Origin of the sequence: Pseudomonas sichuanensis (assembly GCF_003231305.1) — a bacterium.
Classification (GTDB): Bacteria; Pseudomonadota; Gammaproteobacteria; order Pseudomonadales; family Pseudomonadaceae; genus Aquipseudomonas; species Aquipseudomonas sichuanensis.
In genome coordinates this window covers 104,739-124,914 of sequence record NZ_QKVM01000007.1, presented here as the reverse complement: position 1 = coordinate 124,914, position 20,176 = coordinate 104,739, and the positions used below count along the sequence as shown (strand labels likewise).

General features: G+C 66.5%; 15 protein-coding genes. 7 read left to right on the top strand and 8 right to left on the bottom strand.

The annotated features are described in order from the left end of the window. Position 1: 1 nt before the first annotated feature. Positions 2-541: a (2Fe-2S)-binding protein gene (locus tag DM373_RS05830; protein WP_110992682.1), complete on the bottom strand. Its 540-nt coding sequence runs from the start codon at positions 539-541 to the stop codon at positions 2-4. After that, entirely contained in the window at positions 534-3,365 is a 2,832-nt protein-coding gene (locus tag DM373_RS05825) for a xanthine dehydrogenase family protein molybdopterin-binding subunit (protein ID WP_110992681.1), read from the bottom strand. Before DM373_RS05825 ends, DM373_RS05830 begins: the two co-directional genes overlap by 8 nt. 283 nt (positions 3,366-3,648) lie before the next feature. Between DM373_RS05825 and DM373_RS05820 the strand changes: the two genes are divergently transcribed. From DM373_RS05820 to nemA, 3 genes are all read left to right on the top strand, one after another. Beyond that, complete coding sequence (locus tag DM373_RS05820) at positions 3,649-5,973, top strand: putative bifunctional diguanylate cyclase/phosphodiesterase (protein WP_110992680.1); 2,325 nt, start codon at positions 3,649-3,651, stop codon at positions 5,971-5,973. Continuing rightward, positions 5,961-6,833 carry a phosphate/phosphite/phosphonate ABC transporter substrate-binding protein gene (locus tag DM373_RS05815; RefSeq protein ID WP_110992679.1) on the top strand — a complete coding sequence of 291 codons (873 nt, stop codon included), beginning with the start codon at positions 5,961-5,963 and terminating at the stop codon, positions 6,831-6,833. The genes DM373_RS05820 and DM373_RS05815 overlap by 13 nt, the downstream gene beginning before the upstream one ends. A 108-nt stretch (positions 6,834-6,941) precedes the next feature. Beyond that, positions 6,942-8,039: an alkene reductase gene (gene nemA / locus DM373_RS05810; RefSeq protein ID WP_110992678.1), complete on the top strand. Its 1,098-nt coding sequence runs from the start codon at positions 6,942-6,944 to the stop codon at positions 8,037-8,039. 126 nt (positions 8,040-8,165) lie between these two features. Here nemA and DM373_RS05805 read toward each other — a convergent pair whose 3' ends face one another. The 4 genes from DM373_RS05805 to DM373_RS05790 all read right to left on the bottom strand — a co-directional run bounded on the left by DM373_RS05805 (position 8,166) and on the right by DM373_RS05790 (position 12,573). Then, positions 8,166-9,146 carry an LLM class flavin-dependent oxidoreductase gene (locus DM373_RS05805; protein WP_110992677.1) on the bottom strand — a complete coding sequence of 327 codons (981 nt, stop codon included), beginning with the start codon at positions 9,144-9,146 and terminating at the stop codon, positions 8,166-8,168. Between the two features lie 230 nt (positions 9,147-9,376). Further along, positions 9,377-10,291: a LysR family transcriptional regulator gene (locus DM373_RS05800; protein ID WP_110992676.1), complete on the bottom strand. Its 915-nt coding sequence runs from the start codon at positions 10,289-10,291 to the stop codon at positions 9,377-9,379. 67 nt (positions 10,292-10,358) lie between these two features. Then, on the bottom strand, positions 10,359-11,444 hold the full coding sequence (locus DM373_RS05795; protein WP_110992675.1) for a metal-dependent hydrolase: 1,086 nt from the start codon (positions 11,442-11,444) through the stop codon (positions 10,359-10,361). A 31-nt stretch (positions 11,445-11,475) separates the two neighbouring features. Beyond that, positions 11,476-12,573 (bottom strand): sugar diacid recognition domain-containing protein, encoded by a 1,098-nt coding sequence (locus DM373_RS05790; protein ID WP_110992674.1) that lies wholly within the window; start codon positions 12,571-12,573, stop codon positions 11,476-11,478. A gap of 153 nt (positions 12,574-12,726) precedes the next feature. Between DM373_RS05790 and DM373_RS05785 the strand changes: the two genes are divergently transcribed. Beyond that, the gene (locus DM373_RS05785; protein ID WP_110992673.1) at positions 12,727-14,055 is read left to right on the top strand and encodes an MFS transporter; all 1,329 of its coding nucleotides are present in this window, start codon (positions 12,727-12,729) and stop codon (positions 14,053-14,055) included. Between the two features lie 116 nt (positions 14,056-14,171). On the opposite strand, the gene DM373_RS05780 is transcribed toward DM373_RS05785, so the two are convergent. Together DM373_RS05780 and DM373_RS05775 are read right to left on the bottom strand one after the other, a co-directional pair. Beyond that, the gene (locus tag DM373_RS05780) at positions 14,172-15,287 is read right to left on the bottom strand and encodes a DmpA family aminopeptidase (protein WP_110992672.1); all 1,116 of its coding nucleotides are present in this window, start codon (positions 15,285-15,287) and stop codon (positions 14,172-14,174) included. Positions 15,288-15,304: 17 nt separating this feature from the next. Further along, positions 15,305-16,669: an APC family permease gene (locus DM373_RS05775; RefSeq protein ID WP_110992671.1), complete on the bottom strand. Its 1,365-nt coding sequence runs from the start codon at positions 16,667-16,669 to the stop codon at positions 15,305-15,307. A gap of 267 nt (positions 16,670-16,936) precedes the next feature. On the opposite strand from DM373_RS05775, the gene DM373_RS05770 reads away from it, so the two are divergent. The 3 genes from DM373_RS05770 (at position 16,937) to DM373_RS05760 (ending at position 20,146) form a co-directional block, all read left to right on the top strand. Next, positions 16,937-17,728 carry a helix-turn-helix transcriptional regulator gene (locus tag DM373_RS05770; protein ID WP_110992670.1) on the top strand — a complete coding sequence of 264 codons (792 nt, stop codon included), beginning with the start codon at positions 16,937-16,939 and terminating at the stop codon, positions 17,726-17,728. A 179-nt stretch (positions 17,729-17,907) separates the two neighbouring features. Continuing rightward, the gene (locus DM373_RS05765) at positions 17,908-18,978 is read left to right on the top strand and encodes an enoyl-CoA hydratase/isomerase family protein (RefSeq protein WP_110992669.1); all 1,071 of its coding nucleotides are present in this window, start codon (positions 17,908-17,910) and stop codon (positions 18,976-18,978) included. A 16-nt stretch (positions 18,979-18,994) separates the two neighbouring features. Next, positions 18,995-20,146: an acyl-CoA dehydrogenase family protein gene (locus tag DM373_RS05760; RefSeq protein WP_110992668.1), complete on the top strand. Its 1,152-nt coding sequence runs from the start codon at positions 18,995-18,997 to the stop codon at positions 20,144-20,146. Positions 20,147-20,176 lie beyond the last annotated feature (30 nt).

Genomic DNA, 20,176 nt, shown 5'->3' with positions numbered 1-20,176 from the left:
CTCAGCCCTCCTTGACCAGGCCGAGGTCGCCCAGCACATCGCGGGTCGCCTCGTAGTAGCGCACGTAGCCGGTGCAGCGGCACACATGGTGGCCGAGGCTGGCTTCGATGGCGTCTTCCAGCTCGCTCTTTTTCAGCGGCTTGCGCTGGGCCTTCTCCACCAGCACGGTGGCGGCGTTGACGAAGCCCGGGGCGCAATAGCTGCACTGGAAGGCGAAGCGGTCGACGAACTTCTGCTGGATCGGGTTCAGCTCGGTGAGGTTGCCGGCCTCGTCGCGCTTGGCGTGGCCTTCGATGGTGCGCACCTTCTTGCCCTCGAAGTAATGCGCGCCGGTGATGCAGGTGCGCACTTCCTCGCTGGTGCCGTCGGGGTTGTCGACGATCACCACGCAGGCATGGCAGATGCCCTGACCGCAGCCCAGGCGCGAGCCTGTGAGGTTCTGGTATTCGTGCAGGTAGTCGAGCATCGCCAGGTCATCGGGGACCACTTCGGTGACGACAGGTTGACCGTTGAGGGTCAGTTGCAGCTTGCGGTCAGCCATTGAGGGCCTCCTTGACGCGGGCGGGAGTGATGGGCAGGTCGCGGACACGCTTGCCGATGGCATGGGCCACGGCGTTGCCGATGGCGCCGACCACCGGGATCATCACCACTTCGGCGATGCCCTTGGACGGGTCGGTGGGCGACAACGGCGGCAGGATCTCCGAGGTCTGCTTCCAGACCGCCACATGCTTGGCCATCGGCAGGCGGTAGCGGTTGAAGTTCCAGTCGCCCTCACCCGGGCCACCCTCGTACAACGGCATTTCTTCCAGCAAGGCGTGGCCGATGCCCATGGCAATGCCGCCTTCGAGCTGGCCCTTGACCAACTCGGGCACCAGCACCCGGCCGCACTCGACCCAGCTGTGGTGGTTGAGCACGCTCACCTCGCCACTGCCCTTGTTGACCTTCACTTCGACGATGGTCGCCACCGGGCTGTAGTAGGTGACCATGGCGTTGTTCAGTTGGGTGGCCGGGTACGCGGCGTTCTGCCGGTCGAGCAGGTGGAAGCCGGCGCTGTTCATCTGCGCCTTCTTGGCGTTCACCGCGCCGTCGCCGTACTTGACCGCCAGGGCATCGAGCGGCAGGCGCTCGCGCACGCCGTCGATGACGAAGTCGGCCTCGGCCCAGCTCCAACGGTTGAAGCCGTGCACGCTGACGCCGGTGACCAGGCCCATTTCATGGGCCTTCTTGGCCAGCGTGGCGAACGGAATCGGTGCCAGGCCGTTGCCGGTCAGCTCACCGTTGACCCACACCGCGTTCTCGCGGCGCACCACCAGCGGGTTGGCCTGGCCGCCATAAGGGCCCTGGCGCCACAGGGCCATGGCCGCCGGCCACAGGCCGTGGTTGAACAGCACGCGGGCCGCTTCGCGGGTGGCGTGGCTGAAGTAGAACGCCGAGTTGGTCGCCGACGACGGCGAAGCCAGCTTGCCGACCCAACGCGGGTTGCGCAGCGCAGTGTCCTGCTCGGCCTGGTTGATCAGGTAGGGGTTGCCGCTGGTGCTCAGTTGCAGCTCTGGCCATTCGGTCTGGGCGGTCTGCACCTGGTCGGCAACGCGGCCGAGGAAGTCACTGACCACCAGGGCCTGCGAGGTCGACATGCCGGTGCCCAGCTCGGTACCGATATGGCGCAGGGTGATCTGGCCGTCGGCCGTGAACTCCACCGCCGCCATCGGCGCTTCGGAGCCAGTGCCAAAGTCTTTCTGGGTGATGGCAAAGCCCACGCCATACCAGTTGTCATGGTCCTTGGCGTCCATGACTCGCTTGCGCTCATGGCGGTTTTTCCACCATTCATGGGCGCTGGCCTTGTCGAGGATCTCATGCAGGCGCAGGGCGCCGGCCGGGACCGCACCCTGGGTGTTCTTCATGCCCGACTTGAGCGCGTTCTTGCGCCGCAGTTCGATGGCATCGACACCCAGGCGGTCGGCAATCTCATCGACCATCATCTCGGTAGCGGCCATGCTCTGCAGGGTGCCGTAGCCGCGCATGGAGCCGGCCTCCACGCCACGGGAGTGGTAGGCGGTGACGGACAGGTCGTTCTGCGGCATGTAGTAGATAGACTGCGCCGCGGTGGCACCCACTGCCGCCACCGACGGGCTGTAGTTGATGCGCCCGCCGCCGTCGACACTCATGTCGGCGCGGAAGATCTTGAAGCTCAGGTCGTTCTTGTCCACCGCCAGTTGGTAGCGGATATCGAACGGGTGGCGCTTGATGCCGCTCTGGAACTGCTCGTAGCGGTCGTTGGCCAGGCGGATCGGCACGCCCGCGCCGTACAAGGCAGCGACGGCGGCGTAGAACACGAAGATGTTGTTGTCCTTGGAGCCGTAGCCCACGGTGTAGCCGGGGTGCATGTTCAGGTTCTTCAGGCCGAAGCGCGACGGCTTGATCATGTGCACGCATTCCTGCGCCACTTCGAACGGGCACTGGGTGGCCACGACGAAATGCAGGGTGCCGGTGGCCGGGTCATACCAGCCGTTGCCGTTGTCCGGCTCCAGCGCCGCCGGCTCGATCGACGGGGTCTTGTAGCGCTCGTCGAACAGCAGCCAGTTTTCCGGCGGCTGCTTGAGCTGCTCATCGATACGCTGGGCGTAGAACATTCCCTGCTCGGTGAGGTTGCCGTGCTGCTTGGGCTCGGCGGTCCACACCGGTTTGCGGGCGAGGATGCTGGGGAACAGCATGGTGTTCTTCAGGCTCGAGTATTCGTCCTCGTCGAACGGCGTGTTGCCGCCCACGCGCACGAAGCGGAAGCTGCCGTAGGGGTCGCGCTGGTACAGCGGGGCCTGGGCGCCGTAGCGGATGGCCTGGTCGTTGAACTGCAGCTTGAGCTTGGCTTTGCGGAAGCGTTCGAAGTCGTTCCAGATCAGGATCGCCACCGGGTGGCCGATGAACATCGGCACCTGGCCGGGCGGCAGCAGCGGGTCCGGCGAGTGGGCTTCGGGCCAGGCGATACCGTCCTTTTTCAGGTCGTCGGCGGTGACGATGCGGTCCGGCTGCAGCTCGGCGCCCAGCAGCGACAGGTCGTAGCCTGCGTAGATGCGGTCGGCCTTGGTGGCCTTGAGCAGCATGGCATGGCCCTGCTGCTGCGGCCAACCAGGCATGTCCTTGGCGCGGATGTCACGGGCGAACACCTTGTTGCCGCACACCTTGGATAGCGCGTCGTTGCGGAAGCGCGCCTTGCCGTCGTGGTTCATCCACTTTTGCGGCGAGGTGGTGACGCGGTCTTCCATCAGGGCGGCGAAGGCCTGGCTGCCAAGCGGCGCCATGGTCACGCCGACACCGGCGATCAGCCCGCCTTGCAGGAACGAACGCCGGGAAATTTCACGGTTGGACATGGTTGATCCTCTGGGCAGTCAGGCGCTGCCCATGCTTTGTTCTGGTGCTTGTGAAGCGCGAAGGGCGCGCACGATCACAAAAATTGACTATCAAGTCAAGATACAACTCTTGTTACATCGATTGAAGTCAAGCAGACAACTTGTCGCGGCACGCCCAGGGTCCGCGGTTTGTGTGTGTAGGAGCGGCCCCGTGGTTGCCATAAGGCAATGTGCCACCAGTCATTACCCTGTCATCTTTCTGTCGTATTTTTCAGCGCTCACCCAGGGCAGGGGAAAACCAGCAGTGATCCGCCGTTCTCTCTCATCCGCAGGGCTGTTGCCGCTGCTGCTGTTGATGCTGTGCGCCGTCACCCTGACCTTCCTATGGGGGCTGCACATCAACCAGAAGGCCGCCACGCGCCAGGATGCGCTGTCGGCAAAAGCTGCCGAACACCTTAATCTGGCAAGCATCGTCGGCGAAAACCTGCGCCAGCTGGTGGACCGCGCCCAGGCCGTGGGCCGCGTCACCCAGGACGACATGAAGCGCCTGCGCCAGGGCAACCTGAGCCTGGCCCGGCTGCTGGCCGAAGACCCGGTGTTCAAGCGCATGAGCCTGTACGACCGCCATGGCCGGCTGCTCTCCTCCAGCCATGCCGACGAGCCCGAGCAACTGCCCGACGCCTGGCTCGATCAGCTCAAGCGCCATGTCGGGCAGTACGGCTTCAAGGCCTTCCTGCCCCGCGCCCTGCCGGCGGGCAACAGTACCCTGCCCAACTGGCGCCTGCCGTTCCTGCTGCCGCTGACCGACCTCCCGGGCCGCGAGATCGACAACATCCTCGTGGTGCAACTGGACATCGGCTACCTGGCGGTGCTGTTCCAGCACATCGACCTGGGCCGCAGCGGCCTGGTGCGCCTGCTGCAGGACGACGGCCAGGAGCGCCTACGCATCGACAGCAGTGGCGTGGTGGTCGCCGGCCAGACCCTGGTACCCGGGCTGCCGGGCAGCGGCGAAGACGCCGGCCAGCTCACCCAGTACAGCCTCGACGGCGCCTTCCAGAGCCTGTACCGGCGCATGCCCGAGCGCGGTTTCAGCGTGATGGTCAGCCAGCGCCAGGACGAAATCCTCGCCCCCGCCAGCCGCACCACCAATCGCCAGTTCTGGCTGAACCTGAGCATGACCCTGCTGATCCTCACCAGCCTGGCCTGGGGCCTGCGCCTGCTGCACAAGCGCCAGGAGGCCTTCGCCGAGCTCGAGTACGCGCAGCAGGTCAACCAGCAACTGATCGGCCGCCTCGAAGACGAGCACCGGCGCAGCAGCCATGCCGCCGCCACCGACCACTTGAGCGGCCTGCACAATCGCCGCCAGTTCGTCGAGGTGGCCGCCCAGGCGCTCACCCGCCAGCGCGGCAAACGCCGCTTGCTGGCCATCCTGTTCATCGACATGGACCGCTTCAAGTCGATCAACGACTCCCTCGGGCACAAGATCGGCGACCTGCTGCTGCAGGCCGTGGCCGGGCGTATCCAGCGCCTGCTGGAGCCGGGCGACGAGGCCTCGCGCTTTGGCGGTGACGAGTTCGTGGTGCTGCTGGCCGGCGAGCGCAGCGAGGAGCAGATCGACGGCTGGGTGCGCGCCCTGGTGGAGAAACTCTCGGCCACCTACGCCCTCGACGGCCAGGAAGTCAACACCAGCCCCAGCGTGGGCGTGAGCATCTGCCCCCGCGACGGCCAGGACATCGACGCGCTGATCCGCTGCGCCGACGCCGCCATGTACTCGGCCAAGCAGGCCGGGCGTGCCCAGTACCGCTTCTTCGACCCGTCGCTGAACCTCTCCGACATCCAGGCGTTCAACCTCGAACAGGCCTTTGGCAGCGCCCTCTGCGAGCGTCAGTTCGTCCTTCACTTTCAGCCGCAGATCCGCCTCGACACCTTGCAGGTACTGGGCTACGAAGCGCTGGTGCGCTGGGACCACCCGCAGTTCGGCCTGCTCTACCCCGACCGTTTCATCGGCCTGGCCGAGCGCAGCGGGTTCATCGTCGAACTGGGCTGGGAGGTCCTGCGCCTGGCCTGCGAGGAGCTGGCACGCTGGGCTGTGCGCGATCAGACCGCGCACCTGGCGGTCAATGTGTCGGCGCTGCAACTGCGCCAGGGCGATTTCAGCGCCCGGCTGTTGGCCGAACTCGATTACTACGGCATCGCCCCCCAGCGCCTGGAGCTGGAGATCACCGAAACCACCGTGCTCGAGCCCCAGGGCACCGCGGTGGAGCACCTGCACCGCCTGCGCGCCGCCGGCATCGGCATCAGCCTGGACGATTTCGGCCGCGGCTATGCAGGGTTTGCCCATCTGCAGGCGCTGCCGCTGTCCAGGCTGAAGATCGACCGCTCGCTGATCGCGCCGCTGTGCAACAGCTACGACGACAGCCCGATCGTGTCTTCGACCATCATCCTGGCCAAACGCCTGGGCCTGGAGGTGGTGGCCGAAGGCGTCGAGACCCGCGAACAGCTGGTGTGCCTGAAGCTCGCCGGCTGCGACATCGCCCAGGGCTACCATTTCAGCCGGCCGCTGTCGCCGGCCCAGTTGCACGAATACCCCCCCTTCATCGGCAACGAGGACAAGGCATGCGTGTACTGAAACCCCTCGGCGCCCTGGCGCTGGCGCAGTTGCTGGCGGGGCCCGCGCTGGCCAACTGCACACCCCACGGCCTGCGCCTGGCGGTGATCCCAATCAAGGACGTCGAAGCCATGACCCGCGAGCACCAGCCCCTGGTCGAGCGCTTGAGCAAGGCCGCCGGCGTGCCGGTGGAGCTGGTGATCAGTGCCTCCTACGAAAGCGTGGTGGATGCCATCGTCTCCGGCGGCGCCGACATCGCCCGGCTGGGCCCGGCCTCCTACATCCTCGCCCGCCAGCGTGACCGGCGCATCGAGCCGTTCGCCACCTACACCCTCGCCGCTGGCACCTACACCCCGGCAGGCAACCATTACCAGGCCCTGCTGCTGACCCGCGCCGACGGCCCGACCAGCCTCAACGCCGTGCGCGGCACGCGGGTTGCGCTGAGTGACCCGGCCAGCACGTCGGGCAGCCTGGTGCCCAGCGTCGAGTTCGCCGCTCTGGTCAGCACCCCACTGCCGCGTTACTTCGCCGCGCTGGTGTACGCCGGCAACCATGACAAGGCGCTCGATGCGCTGCTCGAAGGGCGGGTCGATGCCGCCTTTGTCGCCAGCGAGCGGGCCGACGCCTACCTGGCCAGCCACGCCCTCGACCCGGCAAAGCTGCGCGTGCTGTGGCGCTCGGCGCCAATCCGCTACGACCCCTACGTGTTCAGTGCCAGCCTGTGCCCGGCGCTGAAGCAGCGCTTGCGCCAGGCGATGCTCGATGACCCCAAGGCACTGGCCGGGTTCGTGGCGTCCCAGGACGCCACCGGGCTGGTGCCGGTGGGGCACAAGGATTACGCGGGGCTTGAGCGAATGATGGCGCCGACACTGCATCCTTAAGCCTTTGCCAAGCATTGGGGAGTGCTACGCCGGGGTATCGGGAGCCCCTTTCCCCAATCATCTCGGTATCGTGCGCGCCATCGAAAACACCTTACGATGGCATCCCCAATGAAACTCTTCGAACCTCTCAAACTCGGCCCTCTGACCCTGCCCAACCGGGTCTTCATGGCCCCCCTCACCCGCCTGCGCAGCCTGGAGCCGGGCGACGTGCCGACCGCAATGATGGCCGAGTACTACGGCCAGCGGGCCAGCGCCGGGCTGATCATCAGCGAAGCCACGCAGATCTCGTTCCAGGCCAAGGGCTATTCCGGCTCGCCCGGCATCCACACCGCCGAACAGATCGCCGGCTGGCGCCAGGTCAACGACGCCATCCACCAACGCGGCGGGCACAGCGCGGTGCAGGTGTGGCACACCGGGCGCGTGTCGCACACCTCGTTGCAACCGGGTGGCGAAGCGCCGGTGGCGCCTTCTGCCTTGCCGGCCAATGCGCGCACCACGCTGCGCGACGAGAACGGCCAGCTCACCCGTGTCGACACCTCGACCCCACGCGCCTTGAGCGAAGCCGAGATCGCCGGCATCGTCGCCGACTTCGGCCAGGCGGCGGCCAACGCCCGCGAAGCCGGCTTCGATTTCATCGAGCTGCATGCGGCTCACGGCTACCTGCTGCACCAATTCCTGACCCCCAGCGCCAACACCCGCGACGACCGTTACGGCGGTAGCGTTGAAAACCGTGCGCGTATCGTGCTCGAAGCGGTCGATGCCGCGATTGCCCAGTGGAGCGCCGAGCGCGTGGGTGTCCGCATCTTCCCGCTGGGCGGTTTCAATGGCATCGACAACGGTGAAGACCAGGAGGCCGCCGGCCTGTACCTGATCGGCGAACTGGCCAAGCGCAACCTGGCCTACCTGCACCTGTCCGAACCGGACTGGGCCGGCGGCAAGCCGCTGCGTGACGCGTTCCGCGAGGCGATCCGCGCTGCGTATCCTGGGGTGATCGTCGCCGCAGGCGCCTACACCGCCGATAAGGCCGAAGACCTGCTGGCGCATGGCTTGATCGATGCGGTGGCCTTTGGCCGGGCGTTCATTGCCAACCCGGATTTGGTCGAACGGCTGCAGCAGCAGGCGCCGCTGAACGAACATCGGGCGCAGTTCGACTATGCCAACGGGGCTGAGGGGTATACGGATTACCCGTTCCTGCGCCAGGCATAGCCTGTTCGGGCCCTATCGCGGGGCAAGCCCGCTCCCACGAAGTTCGGGGCAATCCAAACATTGTGGGAGCGGGCTTGCCCCGCGATGCGGCCAACCAGATTTCCGGCTGGATCGCCGGCCTCAGCCTCAGGCCAAAGATGCCAGCGCGCTGGCCGCCAGGGCATGCGAGCGCTGCCGCGCCAGCGGATCATGCATACGGCAATCGATCATCAGTTCATCCGCCCCGGTCTGCTCGATCAGCGAGCGCAACCCTTCCCTCACCCGCTGCAGCCCACCGGCGATGGTGCAGGCCATCACCTGCTCCAGCACGGCCCGCTCATGGCCAGGCAGGCTTTCGACATACCCTTCCTGAGGTTTGGGCAATAGCCCGTAACGGCCCACATGCAGGTCGAGCATCCACTGGCGGTGCGAGCTGGCCAGGTAGTCGGCTTCGGCATCGCTGCCGGCGGCGAAGATGTTCACCCCCACCATCACATAGGGCCTGGCCAGCTGCGCCGAGGGTTTGAAGTGGGCGCGGTAATGGGCGACGGCCTGCAGCAGGTAGCGCGGCGCGAAGTGCGAGGCGAAGGCATAGGGCAAGCCGAGCCTGGCGGCAAGGTCGGCGCCGAACAGGCTGGAGCCGAGGATCCAGATCGGCACGTCATGCTGCCCGGGCACGCCGCGCACCGGGCGCTGGCAGTTGTCGGCGAGGTAGTCGCGCAGCTCGCCGATATCGTTTTCAAAGTCACGTTCGGGTGCCGCGCCGCGCAAGGCGCGTACGGTCGGGCCGGAGGTACCGGGGGCGCGGCCCAGGCCCAGGTCGATGCGCCCGGGGTGCAGGGTATCGAGGGTGCCGAACTGCTCGGCCACCACCAGCGGTGCGTGGTTGGGCAGCATGATGCCGCCGGCGCCGACGCGGATCTGCCGGGTGGCGTTGGCGACTTCGTTGATCACCAGCGAAGTGGCGGCAGAACCGATGCCGGGCATGTCGTGGTGTTCGGCGATCCAGTAGCGGCGGTAGCCGTGCTGTTCGACGTGGCGGGCAAGCTGGCGGGTTTCTTCGATCGCGTCGGCGTAGGTCTTGCCTTCGCCGATCATGACCAGGTCCAGTACGGACAGGGCTGTCATGGGGGCTCCTGAGGTAGTTTGCGTGACAGCAGAGTGTCCGGGGTGGGTGCGGGGAGATAAACCTGAGTGTCGGCGCGGGACTGGGGCCTTGAATTCCCCAAAAGACTACGCGGTTGCCGTGTAGGAGCGGCCTCGTGCCGCGAAAGGGCTGCGCAGCAGCCCCGACAATATTGAGGTGAATCTACGATCCTGGGGGCGCTTCGCACCCCTTTCGCGACACAAGGCCGCTCCTACAGGGCTTCCCAGGGCACGCCGGCCTGCCAGCTTTCGACCAGCAGATCGATGAACCCGCGCACCCTTGGCGACAGGTGCCGCTTGCTGGGGTAGACGATGCGGATCGGGTCGGCCGGCGGGCGATAGTCGTGCAGCACTTCGACCAGCGTCCCGGCACGCAGGTCATCGCCGGTGATGTAGGTCGGCAGGTGAATCAGCCCGAACCCTGCTCGCGCGCCATCGAGCATCGCCTCGGAGCTGTCGATGTTCAGCCGCCCCGGTTCCTCGCACAGGTGCAGCCCGGCATCGGTACGAAAACGCCACGGGCTGGACTTTTCACCGGCCAGGAAGGCGATCTTGTCATGCCCGTACAAATCGGCCGGCACCTGTGGCGTGCCGTGGCGCTGCAGGTAGTCGGGCGCGGCACAGGTGACGAACTGCTGCCAGGCCACGGTACGGGTCAGCAGTTGCGAATCCTCTTTCGGCGCGCCGATGCGCACCGCCACGTCGACACCCTCCTCGACCAGGTCGACGAAGCGGTCGGTGAAGCGGATATCGGCGCGCAGCTCGGGCCACAGCTTGAGGTAGCGGTCGAGGATCGGCAGTACATGGCGCTGGCCGAACGACAACGGCGCAGTGAGGCGCAAGGTGCCGGTGGGCTGGCCCCGGCGCTGGGCCATGGTCGACTCGACTTCATCGAGGTCGTCGAGGATCTGCCGCCAGCGCTCGAACGCCACCAGCCCCTCGTCGGTCAGGCTCAGCTTGCGCGTGGTGCGGTTGAGCAACCTCACCGCCATGCGTGCTTCCAGCCGGGCGATGCTCTTGCCCACCGCCGAGCGGGTCAGGCCCAGGCCGGCGGCGGCAGCGGTGAAACTGCCGGCCTTCACGGCGCTGACGAAGGCGGCGATATCGCCGAAGCGGTTGGGTTCCATGCTGTATTCCCGAACAAGACAAGCCAGCTAGATGGGTGCGCAACCGCAGATTGCAAGGCCGCCGCCGTCAGCGCCCGGCCTCGGCGGCATGCCCCACGGACTGGCTGGCCCAGGCTGCCAGCGGCAAGGGTGGCTGCTGGTCGAGGATACGCCGCCAGATCAGGCTCAGCCTGGCGCCATCGAACAGCGAAGCCGCACCGCCACCGATCCAGCCCCTGGGCTGAATCACCTGCCATTGGCCGGCAGCGTCACGCTGGGCCATCTGGAAGCGGAAACTGTAGTTGCCCGGCACGCCCATGCGCAGGTCGGTGACCACCAGCGCATCGCCGACCACGTCGTAACGCAGCCAGTCGCCGGTGAACCAGCGCAGGCGCTCGTGCAGCGCCACCCCGGCCAGCACCTTGCCGGCCTCAAGGTTCAGTGATTGGCGCAGCATCTCGGGCGGCTCGCGGTCGAACAGGCTGCTGACGCCCTCGTAGTAATCGCCATCCGGGGTTTTCGCCAGCATCCGCCAGACCAGGCTGTTGAAAGCCATTGGCACCGCGCGCACCTCGCTTGCGACGATACCCTGCTGCGCCAGCGCCTGGCTGAAACGCTGCTCGGCGGCCATGCGCCCGGCCAGGCCAAAACCCAGGTAAACCGTGCTGAACGCCAGCGCCAGGCACAGCACGCCGACCGCCCTGCCCTGCAGGCCCTTGAACGCTGCGTACAGCACCCCCAGCAGCAACGGCACGGTGTACACCGGGTCGATGATGAACACCGCAGCCCAGCTTTGCGGCGTCGGCTGCAAGGGCCAGAGCAACTGGGTGCCATACACCGTGAACGCATCGAGGATCGGGTGGGTGACCAGCACCAGCCAGAACGCCAGGAACAACCGCGGCCAGCGGTAGCCCTTGTGCGGCCAGTAGCGCTGACCCAGCCAGGCGAGCGTCCAGGCCATCAACAGCGCAAGCCCGGTAAGGACGAACAACGAATGGGAAAAGCCTCGGTGGAAGGTCATCTGCGACACCGGGTCGGCATAGCGGATCAGCACGTCGAGGTCCGGCAAGGTGGCCAGGGCGGCGCCGTAAAACAGTGAACGGCGACCTTGAATACGGCCCAGCACAGCGCCTTGCAGGGCGGCGCCGAGTACGGCTTGCGTCAGTGAATCCAATGCACATCTCCATGAAAACGCGGCGCAGCACTCAGTCTGCGGGTAACAGTTGCAAGCCCAGATACAGGCTGAGCATCCCTTCCAGGCGCAGTGGATCGACTTCGCCCAGTTCGGCGATGCGTTCAAGCCGGTAGCGCAGGCTGTTGCGGTGAATCCCCAAGGCATCGGCGCAGGCCTGACTCTGCCCGTCATGGGCGCACCAGGCGCGCAGCGTGACCAGCAGCTGGCCGCTGGCATCCTTGGCGCGCACGCGCAGCAAGGGTTCGAGCAGCTCGTCCAGGGCATCGTCGTTGCGGTGGCGCCAGAGCAGCGCCGGCAGGCGGTAGCGGGCCAGCGACAGCAGGCGCTCGGCTGGCAGCACTTCGCGCCCGTAGGCCAGCAGGTCGCGCACCCGCCGGTAGCCGCGGCGCAGCTGCTCCAGGCTTTGCGCCGGGCTGCCCAGGGCCAGGCGTTCGACCACCCAGCCATGGCGTTGCAGGCGCTCCAGCATGCGCGGCTCGTCCAACGCCACGTTGGCCGGGCGGCACCACAGCAGCGATTGGCGGGCGGGGCTGACGCACCAGCTGTCGGGGTAGCGGCTCATCAGCCAGGCCGACAAGGCTTCGGCCGGCGGCCCTGCCTGCAGTTCGAACAGGCAGGGAGTGCGTGGCAGATTGGGTTTGAGCCCGAGCTGCTGGGCCTCATCGACCAGCCGGGGTGATTCGCCGCTGCCGCCGAGCAGCAGGGCCAGCAGGTCGTCGCAACGCTGGCGGCGCCATTGCTGCTCCACCTGCAAATGACGCTGGGCCAGGAGCATTTCGGCGGTCATGCGCACCAGCTCGCCGTAGGTGCGCAGTTGCTGCGGATCGCCGGTCAGGCCGAGCACGCCGATCAGCCGGTCATCGAGCATCAGCGGCAGGTTGACCCCGGGCTGCACACCCTTCAGGCACTTCGCGGCGTCCACGTCGAGCTCGACGATCCGCCCGTTGGCCAGCACCAGCTGGGCACCTTCGTGGCGAGTGTTGATGCGCTCCGGCTCGCCGCTGCCGAGGATCAGCCCCTGGCTGTCCATCACGTTGACGTTGCACGGCAGGATGGCCATCGCCCGGTCGACGATGTCCTGGGCCAGGTCGTGGTCCAGTTCGAACATGAGCAGGTCCTTAGGGTTGGTCGGCGGCACAGCAGGCTGTGGCTGGGGCTGTGCAAAAGCACAAAGACAGTGGCGCTACACTCCCCGAGACTCGTCAGGGCGAGCGCCGAAACAGGCGACGCGGTGACAACCATAACAAAAGAGAACCCGATCATGGCACACAGCCCCGCCTCTGACCAAGGCAACGACGTCACCCGCAACGCGCTGTACCGGCGCATCACCCTGCGGCTGATTCCGTTCATTTTCATCTGCTACCTGTTCAACTACCTGGACCGCGTCAACGTCGGCTTCGCCAAGCTGCAGATGCTCGACGCGCTCAAATTCAGCGAAACCGTGTACGGCCTTGGCGCCGGTATCTTCTTCATCGGCTACGTGCTGTGCGGCCTGCCCAGCAACCTGGCGCTCAACCGCTTCGGCCCGCGGCGCTGGATCGCGCTGATGATGATCGCCTGGGGCAGCCTGAGTACCTGCCTGCTGTTCGTCACCACCCCCACCGAGTTCTATGCCTTGCGCCTGCTCACCGGCGCCGCCGAGGCGGGCTTCTTCCCCGGCGTGGTGCTGTACCTTTCGCGCTGGTTCCCGGCAGCGCGCCGGGGCCGGATCATGGCCCTGTTCATGTCGGCGATCCCGGTGTCCGGCCTGCTGGGCGGGCCGTTCTCCGGCTGGATCCTGCAGCACTTCGCGGCGGGCCAGGGTGGCCTGGCCGGTTGGCAGTGGATGTTCCTGATCCAGGGCCTGCCGACCGTCGCACTGGGTGCGCTGGCCATCGTGCTGCTTAGCGACGGCTACCAGAAAGCCCCTTGGCTGAGCCCGACGGAACGCCAACTGATCGCGGCAGACCTGGCGGCCGATGCTGCGAACAAGCCGGCCACCACCGGTGACGGCGTGCTCGCCGTGCTGACCAACCCGTTGATCTGGATCTTCGGCTTCGTCTACTTCTGCATCCAGAGCGGCGTGTATGCCATCAACTTCTGGCTGCCGTCGATCATCAAGAACATGGGCTTCGACAACCCGCTGCTGATCGGCTGGCTGAGCGCCATTCCGTACCTACTGGCCGGGGTGTTCATGATTCTGGTGGGCCGCTCGGCGGACCTGCGCAACGAGCGGCGCTGGCATTTGGTCGTGCCGATGCTGATGGGCGCCCTGGGCTTGCTGATTGCGGTCAACTTCGCCGGCCAGCCGACCATTGCCATCCTCGGCCTGTCGATCGCCACCATGGGTGCGCTCACCGGCCTGCCGATGTTCTGGCCGATGCCGACCGCACTGCTCAGTGCCGGTACCGCCGTGGCGGGGTTGGCGGTGATCAACTCGGTCGGGCAGATGGCGGGCTTCCTCAGCCCATACCTGGTCGGGTTCATCAAGGACCAGACCGGCTCGACCGATGCGGCGCTGTATGCGCTGGCAGGGTTGATCGTACTGGGTAGCGTGGTGGCACTGCGGGTGTCGCGTTCGGGCAATCCCGCGTTCGCCCGCGCGCGCTAGCAAAACCGATCGCGGGGCAAGCCCGCTCCCACGCTCCAGGGCTCTAAGTTTCCTGGAATCCAGGAATCCAGGAATCCAGGAATCCAGCGTGGGAGCGGGCTTGCCCCGCGATGCTTTCAATGCCGGGCCTGCGCCTTCCACCCTGCTTCATGCAAGGCAGTCAGCAGTGTGTCGCCATCGAGCCCCGGCACCACCGCCCCGCCCTTGCCGACCATCGCCCTTCCTGCCAGCAGCGCATTGACAATCGCCTCCTCCACCGCCTCCGCCGCCGCCATGAACAACGCCGAGATATGGTCGTTGTTGAGCATGCGCACGTCTGTGCACTGGGCCAGGTCCTTGCGCCCGTAGTCGGCCGGCGGCAGGCCCTGATTACCGGTGGAGAACGCCAGGAAGATATCACCGCTGGAGTCCTCGGTACCGCCACCGGTGCGGGCAATCCCGATGGACGCCCGTTGCGCCAGGCGCTGGCACTGGTGCGGCAACAGCGGCGCATCGGTGGCGATCACCACGACGATCGAGCCCATGCCCGGCGTACCCTGCTCACGTTCGGCGAAAGGCGACGGCAGGTGCCCGAGCTGGCGCCCCACCGGGTAGCCATCGATGCGCAGCTCCTGACGCTGGCCGTGGTTGGCCTGCACCAGCGCCCCGACCGTCCAGCCGCCCTGCTGTGCCGGCAACTGCCGCGAAGCGGTGCCGATACCGCCCTTGAACTCGTGGCAGATCATCCCGGTGCCGCCGCCCACGGGGCCTTCGGTTACCGCGCCGGGTGCGGCATTGTCCAGCGCCTGACGCACCTGCAAGGGGGTCACGTGCTGGCCCCAGATATCGTTGAGCAGCCCGTCGTAGGTTTCCATCACCACCGGCATGCACCAGTACACGGCGTCATCCGCCAGGCGTTCGCGCTCGGCAGCGATAAGCGCATCGCGCACCACGCCGACGCTGTGGGTGTTGGTGATGGCGATCGGCGTGGTCAACAGGCCTGCCTCGCGAATCCACTCAAGGCCGGTGGCATCGCCATTGCCGTTGAGCACATGGCAGCCGGCGAAACAGGGCGCCAGGCGCGCGGCACCGGGGCGCGGCTCGATCACGGTCACCCCGGTGCGGATCGGCGCCGGGCGTTGTTCATCGAGCAGGGTGCTGTGGCCAACCCGCACGCCCGGCACATCGGTAATGGCATTGAATGGGCCCGGGGTGCCGTGGCCGAGGGTAATGCCCAATTGACGCGCACGCATGTCTACTCCTTGGATGCTCACAATTTCTGGAAGGTCGGGCTGAGCCGGCCGTGGGTGCTGTAGAGGATGACCGACACCGCCAACAGCCCGAGGATGATCAGCAGGTCGCGCAGCGAGGCCTGTTGCAGCAGGGTCACCAGCAGCCAGCCGGCGCCGCTCACGGCCAGCAGCGCCGGCAACGGCCACAGCGGCATGCGGTACGGGTGTTCGCGGTCGCGGCGCAGTACCCGGCTGCACAGGGCGCAGGCGGCCACTACCAGGTAGATCAGCAGCAGCAACAGCACGGTGAACGAGGTCAGCTCTTCGAGGCTGCCGGTCAAGCTCAGCAAGGCCGAGGGGATGGCCAGGAACAGCGTGGCCAGCCACGGCGATTCCCAGCGCGGGTGGATCACGGTGAAGGCGCGGTTGAGGGCCGGTGTCCAGATGGCATCGCGGCCGCTGCTGTACACCACCCGGCCAACCTGGATGACGATGGCGACGATGGCGTTGAACACCGACAGGAAGATCCCGGCGCTGACCAGCCGTGCAAGGGTTTCGTTGCCATGGGCGGTGAGCAGGTAGCCGATCGGGTCGCCGCTGGCCAGCATCGCCTCGAGCGACGGCGCACCGATCAGCAGGGCGGCCAGCGGGATGACTTCGATGGCCACCACCACGACCAGCGACCACAGTACCGCCCGGTGCACGGTGCGCCCGCCGTCCTTCATGTCTTCGGCCAGCAGCACCGCGCCGCCGTAGCCGTTGAAGGCGAACAACGCCATGCCTACCGCGCCCAGCACCAGCGCCCAGGGGGCAGCCACCAGGGCCCCCTGCTCCAGCACCTGCGGCTGCAGCAGGCTGGCCGCCGGTTGGCTGGCATTGCCCAAGCCCAGCGCGACGATCACCAGCAAGGCGGCCACCTCGCAGATCAGGAACAGCCCGGTAATCCAGGCATTGAGGCGGATATTGAGAATGCCCAGGGCATAGCTGGCAACCACGATCACCAGGGCCACGCTCTGGGTATCGAAGCCTGTGCCCAGAGCGTTGTTGAGGTAAGTGGCGGCGCCGGCCGCCAACACCGGCGGGATGAACAGCATCGAGGCCAGCACGGTGAGGAAGGTGGCATAGCCTGCCAACCCGCCGAACACCCGTTTGGCGTACACGTACTCACCGCCGGCGGTGCTGTGGGCGCGGCCCAGCTCGGCGTAGCACCAGGCGAACATCAGGGCCAGCAGCGCCGCCATGAGAAAAGACAGGAACGCGCCGCTGCCGGCCTGCTGGATGGCGAACGGGGCGATGACGAACACGGAACTGGCTGGGGTGACCGCCGAAACGGTGATGGCGACCACATCGGGCATACCCAGGCGCTGCTTGAGTGCGCTCGCGGGCACTTCGCTGGAGCTCATGGCGTTTTTCCTCTGATTGTTATTGGTTATGAGGGCAAAACCGGGGTCGTGCGGCCGCTGGACCTGGCCGAACTCTATGCTTGCGGGTGGTGGACGCCAATTACCCTATGGGGGTACGCCCCTTGACGACGTAGGGAAAGATCACCTGATACTGTGGGACATTCATCGCGGGGCAAGTCGCATCGGCGCACCGCCGCTCCCACAGAGGCCCCACGTGGGAGCGGGCTTGCCCCGCGATAGGTCTACATTGCGAATGCCTGGGGGATCATGCACAACCTGTTCACCGAAGCCAGCGCCCACGCGGGCCTGGCCCGCACCGTCGAGCAGCTCGGCCAGCCGCGCTTCTGGCGCCAGTTGATGCTGCTGTTGCAGCACTGGGTGCCGTTCGACAATGCCCTGGCGATGTTCTACCCCCGCGCCGGCCTGCCGCGGGCGCTGGAGATCTTCGACGCCCGCGGCGAGGGCAACCCTGAGGCCATGGCCCTGTACCTGAGCGGGCTGTACCAGCTCGACCCCTTCTACCAGGCCTGCCAGGAAGGCATCGGCGATGGCCTGCACCGCCTGGAAGAAGTGGCGCCGGACCAGTTCCGCCAGAGCGAGTACTACCTCACCTACTTCCACGACCATGTGCTGGAAGACGAAATGCAGTTCATCGTGCAACTGGGCGACAGCGGCGCCCTGTCGCTGTCGCTGGGCAGCCGCCAGCGCTTCGCGGCGGCGCAGCATGGCCTGCTGGTGATGGTCTGCCCGTGGGTGCTGGCGCTGCTCGGCCAGCACTGGCAACAGCAAGGCCAGCGCCCGGCCCCGGCGATGGCCAGCCAGGTGCGCGACGCCATGAGCCTGTTCGGCGCCAAGGTGCTGTCGGAGCGCGAGCTGGAGATCGCCCGGCTGGTGTTGCGCGGGTATTCGTCGAAAGCCATGGCCGAACGGCTGGCGATCTCGCCGGAGACGGTCAAGGTGCATCGGCGGCACCTGTACGCCAAGCTGGATATTTCCTCGCAGTCGGAGTTGTTTTCGTTGTTCCTGCAATCGTTGGGGCATGATCCGCAGGATCCTTGAGAGGCAACGGGTTAAAGTGAAACCACCTCGGCCAGAAGGCGCGCACCCAAGGTAAAAATGCAGCCTAACCCTGCAGATTTGCCAATTGTGCAAGGCAAATTCGCATGACAGGATCCTGCGACCCGCCCGCGCATTCCAGGCTTCACTTGGAAAATCAATAACAAAGCAGGGAGAACGCGATGACCGCGCACGCTCACACCTCGGCAACGGATCATGTACTGGCCGAGGTCCGTAACCATATCGGCCACCTCACCCTCAACCGCCCCGCCGGCCTCAATGCCCTTACCCTCGACATGGTTCGCAGCCTGCAAAAACACCTGCATCGCTGGGCCCAGGACGCCGACGTGCAGGCCGTGGTGCTGCGCGGCGAAGGGCCGAAGGGCTTCTGCGCCGGTGGCGATATCCGCTCGCTGCATGACAGCTACAAGGCCAGCCAGCGCCTGCACCTGGACTTCTTCGAAGAGGAATACGCCCTCGACCTGTGCATCCACCGTTACCGCAAGCCGGTCATGGTGCTGATGGACGGCTTCACCCTGGGCGGTGGCATGGGCCTGGCCCAGGGCTGCGACCTGCGTATCGTCACCGAGCGCAGCCGCCTGGGGATGCCCGAGGTGGGCATCGGTTACTTCCCCGATGTCGGCGGCAGCTATTTCCTGCCGCGGGTGCCCGGCGAGCTGGGTATCTACCTGGGCGTCAGCGGCACCCAGATAAAGGCCGCCGACGCCTTGTACTGCGGCCTCGCCGACTGGTACCTGGACAGCGACAAACTGGCCGCCCTGGATGAGGGCCTCGACCGCCTGGCATTCGGCGACCACCCGCTCAAGGACCTGCAAGGCCTGCTCGCGCGGCTTGGCACCCAGACCCTGGGCGATGCGCCGCTGGCCAAGCTGCGCCCGGTGATCGATCACTACTTCGCCCTGCCCGACCTGCCCAGCATCATCGAGCAACTGCGCGCGGTGAGCATCGGCGACTGCCATCAATGGGCGCTGGACACCGCCGACCTGCTGCAGACCCGCTCGCCGCTGGCCATGGCCGTGACCCTTGAGCTGTTGCGCCGTGGCCGCCACCTGGCGCTGGAAGACTGCTTCGCCATGGAGCTGCACATCGACCGCCAGTGGTTCGACCACGGCGACATCATCGAGGGCGTGCGCGCCCTGATCATCGACAAGGACAAGCAACCGCGCTGGAACCCGCCGACCCTGGCGGCGCTCAATGCCCAGCGGGTCGACCAATTCTTCGAAGGCCTGTAAGGCCGGGAGTACGCAGATGCAAGACCTGGAACTGAGCGAAGAACAGATCATGATCCGCGACATGGCGCGGGATTTCGCCCGTGGCGAGATCGCGCCCCACGCCCAGGCCTGGGAAAAGGCCGGCTGGATCGATGACGAGGTGGTGCGCAAGATGGGCGAACTGGGCCTGCTCGGCATGGTCGCGCCGGAACAGTTCGGCGGCAGCTACACCGACTACGTCGCCTATGCCCTGGCGGTGGAGGAAATCTCGGCCGGTGACGGCGCCATCGGGGCGCTGATGAGCATTCACAACTCGGTGGGCTGCGGCCCGCTGCTGGCCTACGGCAACCCTGAGCAACAACAGGCCTGGCTGCCGAAGCTGGCCAGCGGTGAAGTGATCGGCTGTTTCTGCCTGACCGAACCCCAGGCGGGCTCCGAAGCCCACAACCTGCGCACTCGCGCCGAGCTGATCGATGGCCAGTGGGTGATCAACGGTGCCAAGCAGTTCGTCAGCAACGCCCGCCGCGCCAAGCTGGCCATCGTGTTCGCGGTGACCGACCCGGACCTGGGCAAGAAAGGCCTGTCGGCGTTCCTGGTGCCCACCGACAACCCGGGGTTCAAGGTCGACCGCAGCGAACACAAGATGGGTATCCGCGCCTCCGATACCTGCGCGGTCACCCTGGACAACTGCCGTATCCCTGCCGCCAACCTGCTGGGTGAGCGTGGCAAGGGGCTGGCGATCGCCCTGTCCAACCTCGAAGGCGGGCGCATCGGCATCGCCGCCCAGGCCCTGGGCATCGCCCGTGCGGCGTTCGAGGCGGCGCTGCTGTATTCGCGTGACCGCATCCAGTTCGGCAAGCCAATCAACGAGCACCAGAGCATCGCCAACCTACTGGCCGACATGCAGGTGCAGATCAACGCTGCGCGCTTGCTGATCCTGCATGCCGCGCGGTTGCGCACGGCCGGCAAGCCGTGTTTGTCGGAGGCCTCCCAGGCCAAGTTGTTCGCCTCGGAAATGGCTGAGCGGGTGTGCTCGATGGCGATCCAGGTGCATGGTGGGTACGGCTACCTGGAAGACTACCCGGTGGAGAAGTACTACCGCGATGCGCGGATTACCCAGATCTACGAAGGGTCGAGCGAGATCCAGCGCATGCTGATTGCGCGGGAGTTGAAGCATTACGCCCTTTGAATGCGCTGCGCGCCCCCTGTAGGAGCGGCC

Bases quoted from the DNA above. Each gene is read 5' to 3' on its own strand.
- DM373_RS05780 (WP_110992672.1), bottom strand. From the start codon at position 15,287: ATGCGTGCGCGTCAATTGGGCATTACCCTCGGCCACGGCACCCCGGGC.
- DM373_RS05800 (WP_110992676.1), bottom strand. From the start codon at position 10,291: ATGGAACCCAACCGCTTCGGCGATATCGCCGCCTTCGTCAGCGCCGTG.
- DM373_RS05790 (WP_110992674.1), bottom strand. From the start codon at position 12,573: ATGTTCGAACTGGACCACGACCTGGCCCAGGACATCGTCGACCGGGCG.
- DM373_RS05805 (WP_110992677.1), bottom strand. From the start codon at position 9,146: ATGACAGCCCTGTCCGTACTGGACCTGGTCATGATCGGCGAAGGCAAG.
- DM373_RS05785 (WP_110992673.1), top strand. From the start codon at position 12,727: ATGGCACACAGCCCCGCCTCTGACCAAGGCAACGACGTCACCCGCAAC.
- DM373_RS05765 (WP_110992669.1), top strand. From the start codon at position 17,908: ATGACCGCGCACGCTCACACCTCGGCAACGGATCATGTACTGGCCGAG.
- DM373_RS05775 (WP_110992671.1), bottom strand. From the start codon at position 16,669: ATGAGCTCCAGCGAAGTGCCCGCGAGCGCACTCAAGCAGCGCCTGGGT.
- nemA (WP_110992678.1), top strand. From the start codon at position 6,942: ATGAAACTCTTCGAACCTCTCAAACTCGGCCCTCTGACCCTGCCCAAC.
- DM373_RS05815 (WP_110992679.1), top strand. From the start codon at position 5,961: ATGCGTGTACTGAAACCCCTCGGCGCCCTGGCGCTGGCGCAGTTGCTG.
- DM373_RS05830 (WP_110992682.1), bottom strand. From the start codon at position 541: ATGGCTGACCGCAAGCTGCAACTGACCCTCAACGGTCAACCTGTCGTC.
- DM373_RS05760 (WP_110992668.1), top strand. From the start codon at position 18,995: ATGCAAGACCTGGAACTGAGCGAAGAACAGATCATGATCCGCGACATG.
- DM373_RS05825 (WP_110992681.1), bottom strand. From the start codon at position 3,365: ATGTCCAACCGTGAAATTTCCCGGCGTTCGTTCCTGCAAGGCGGGCTG.
- DM373_RS05770 (WP_110992670.1), top strand. From the start codon at position 16,937: ATGCACAACCTGTTCACCGAAGCCAGCGCCCACGCGGGCCTGGCCCGC.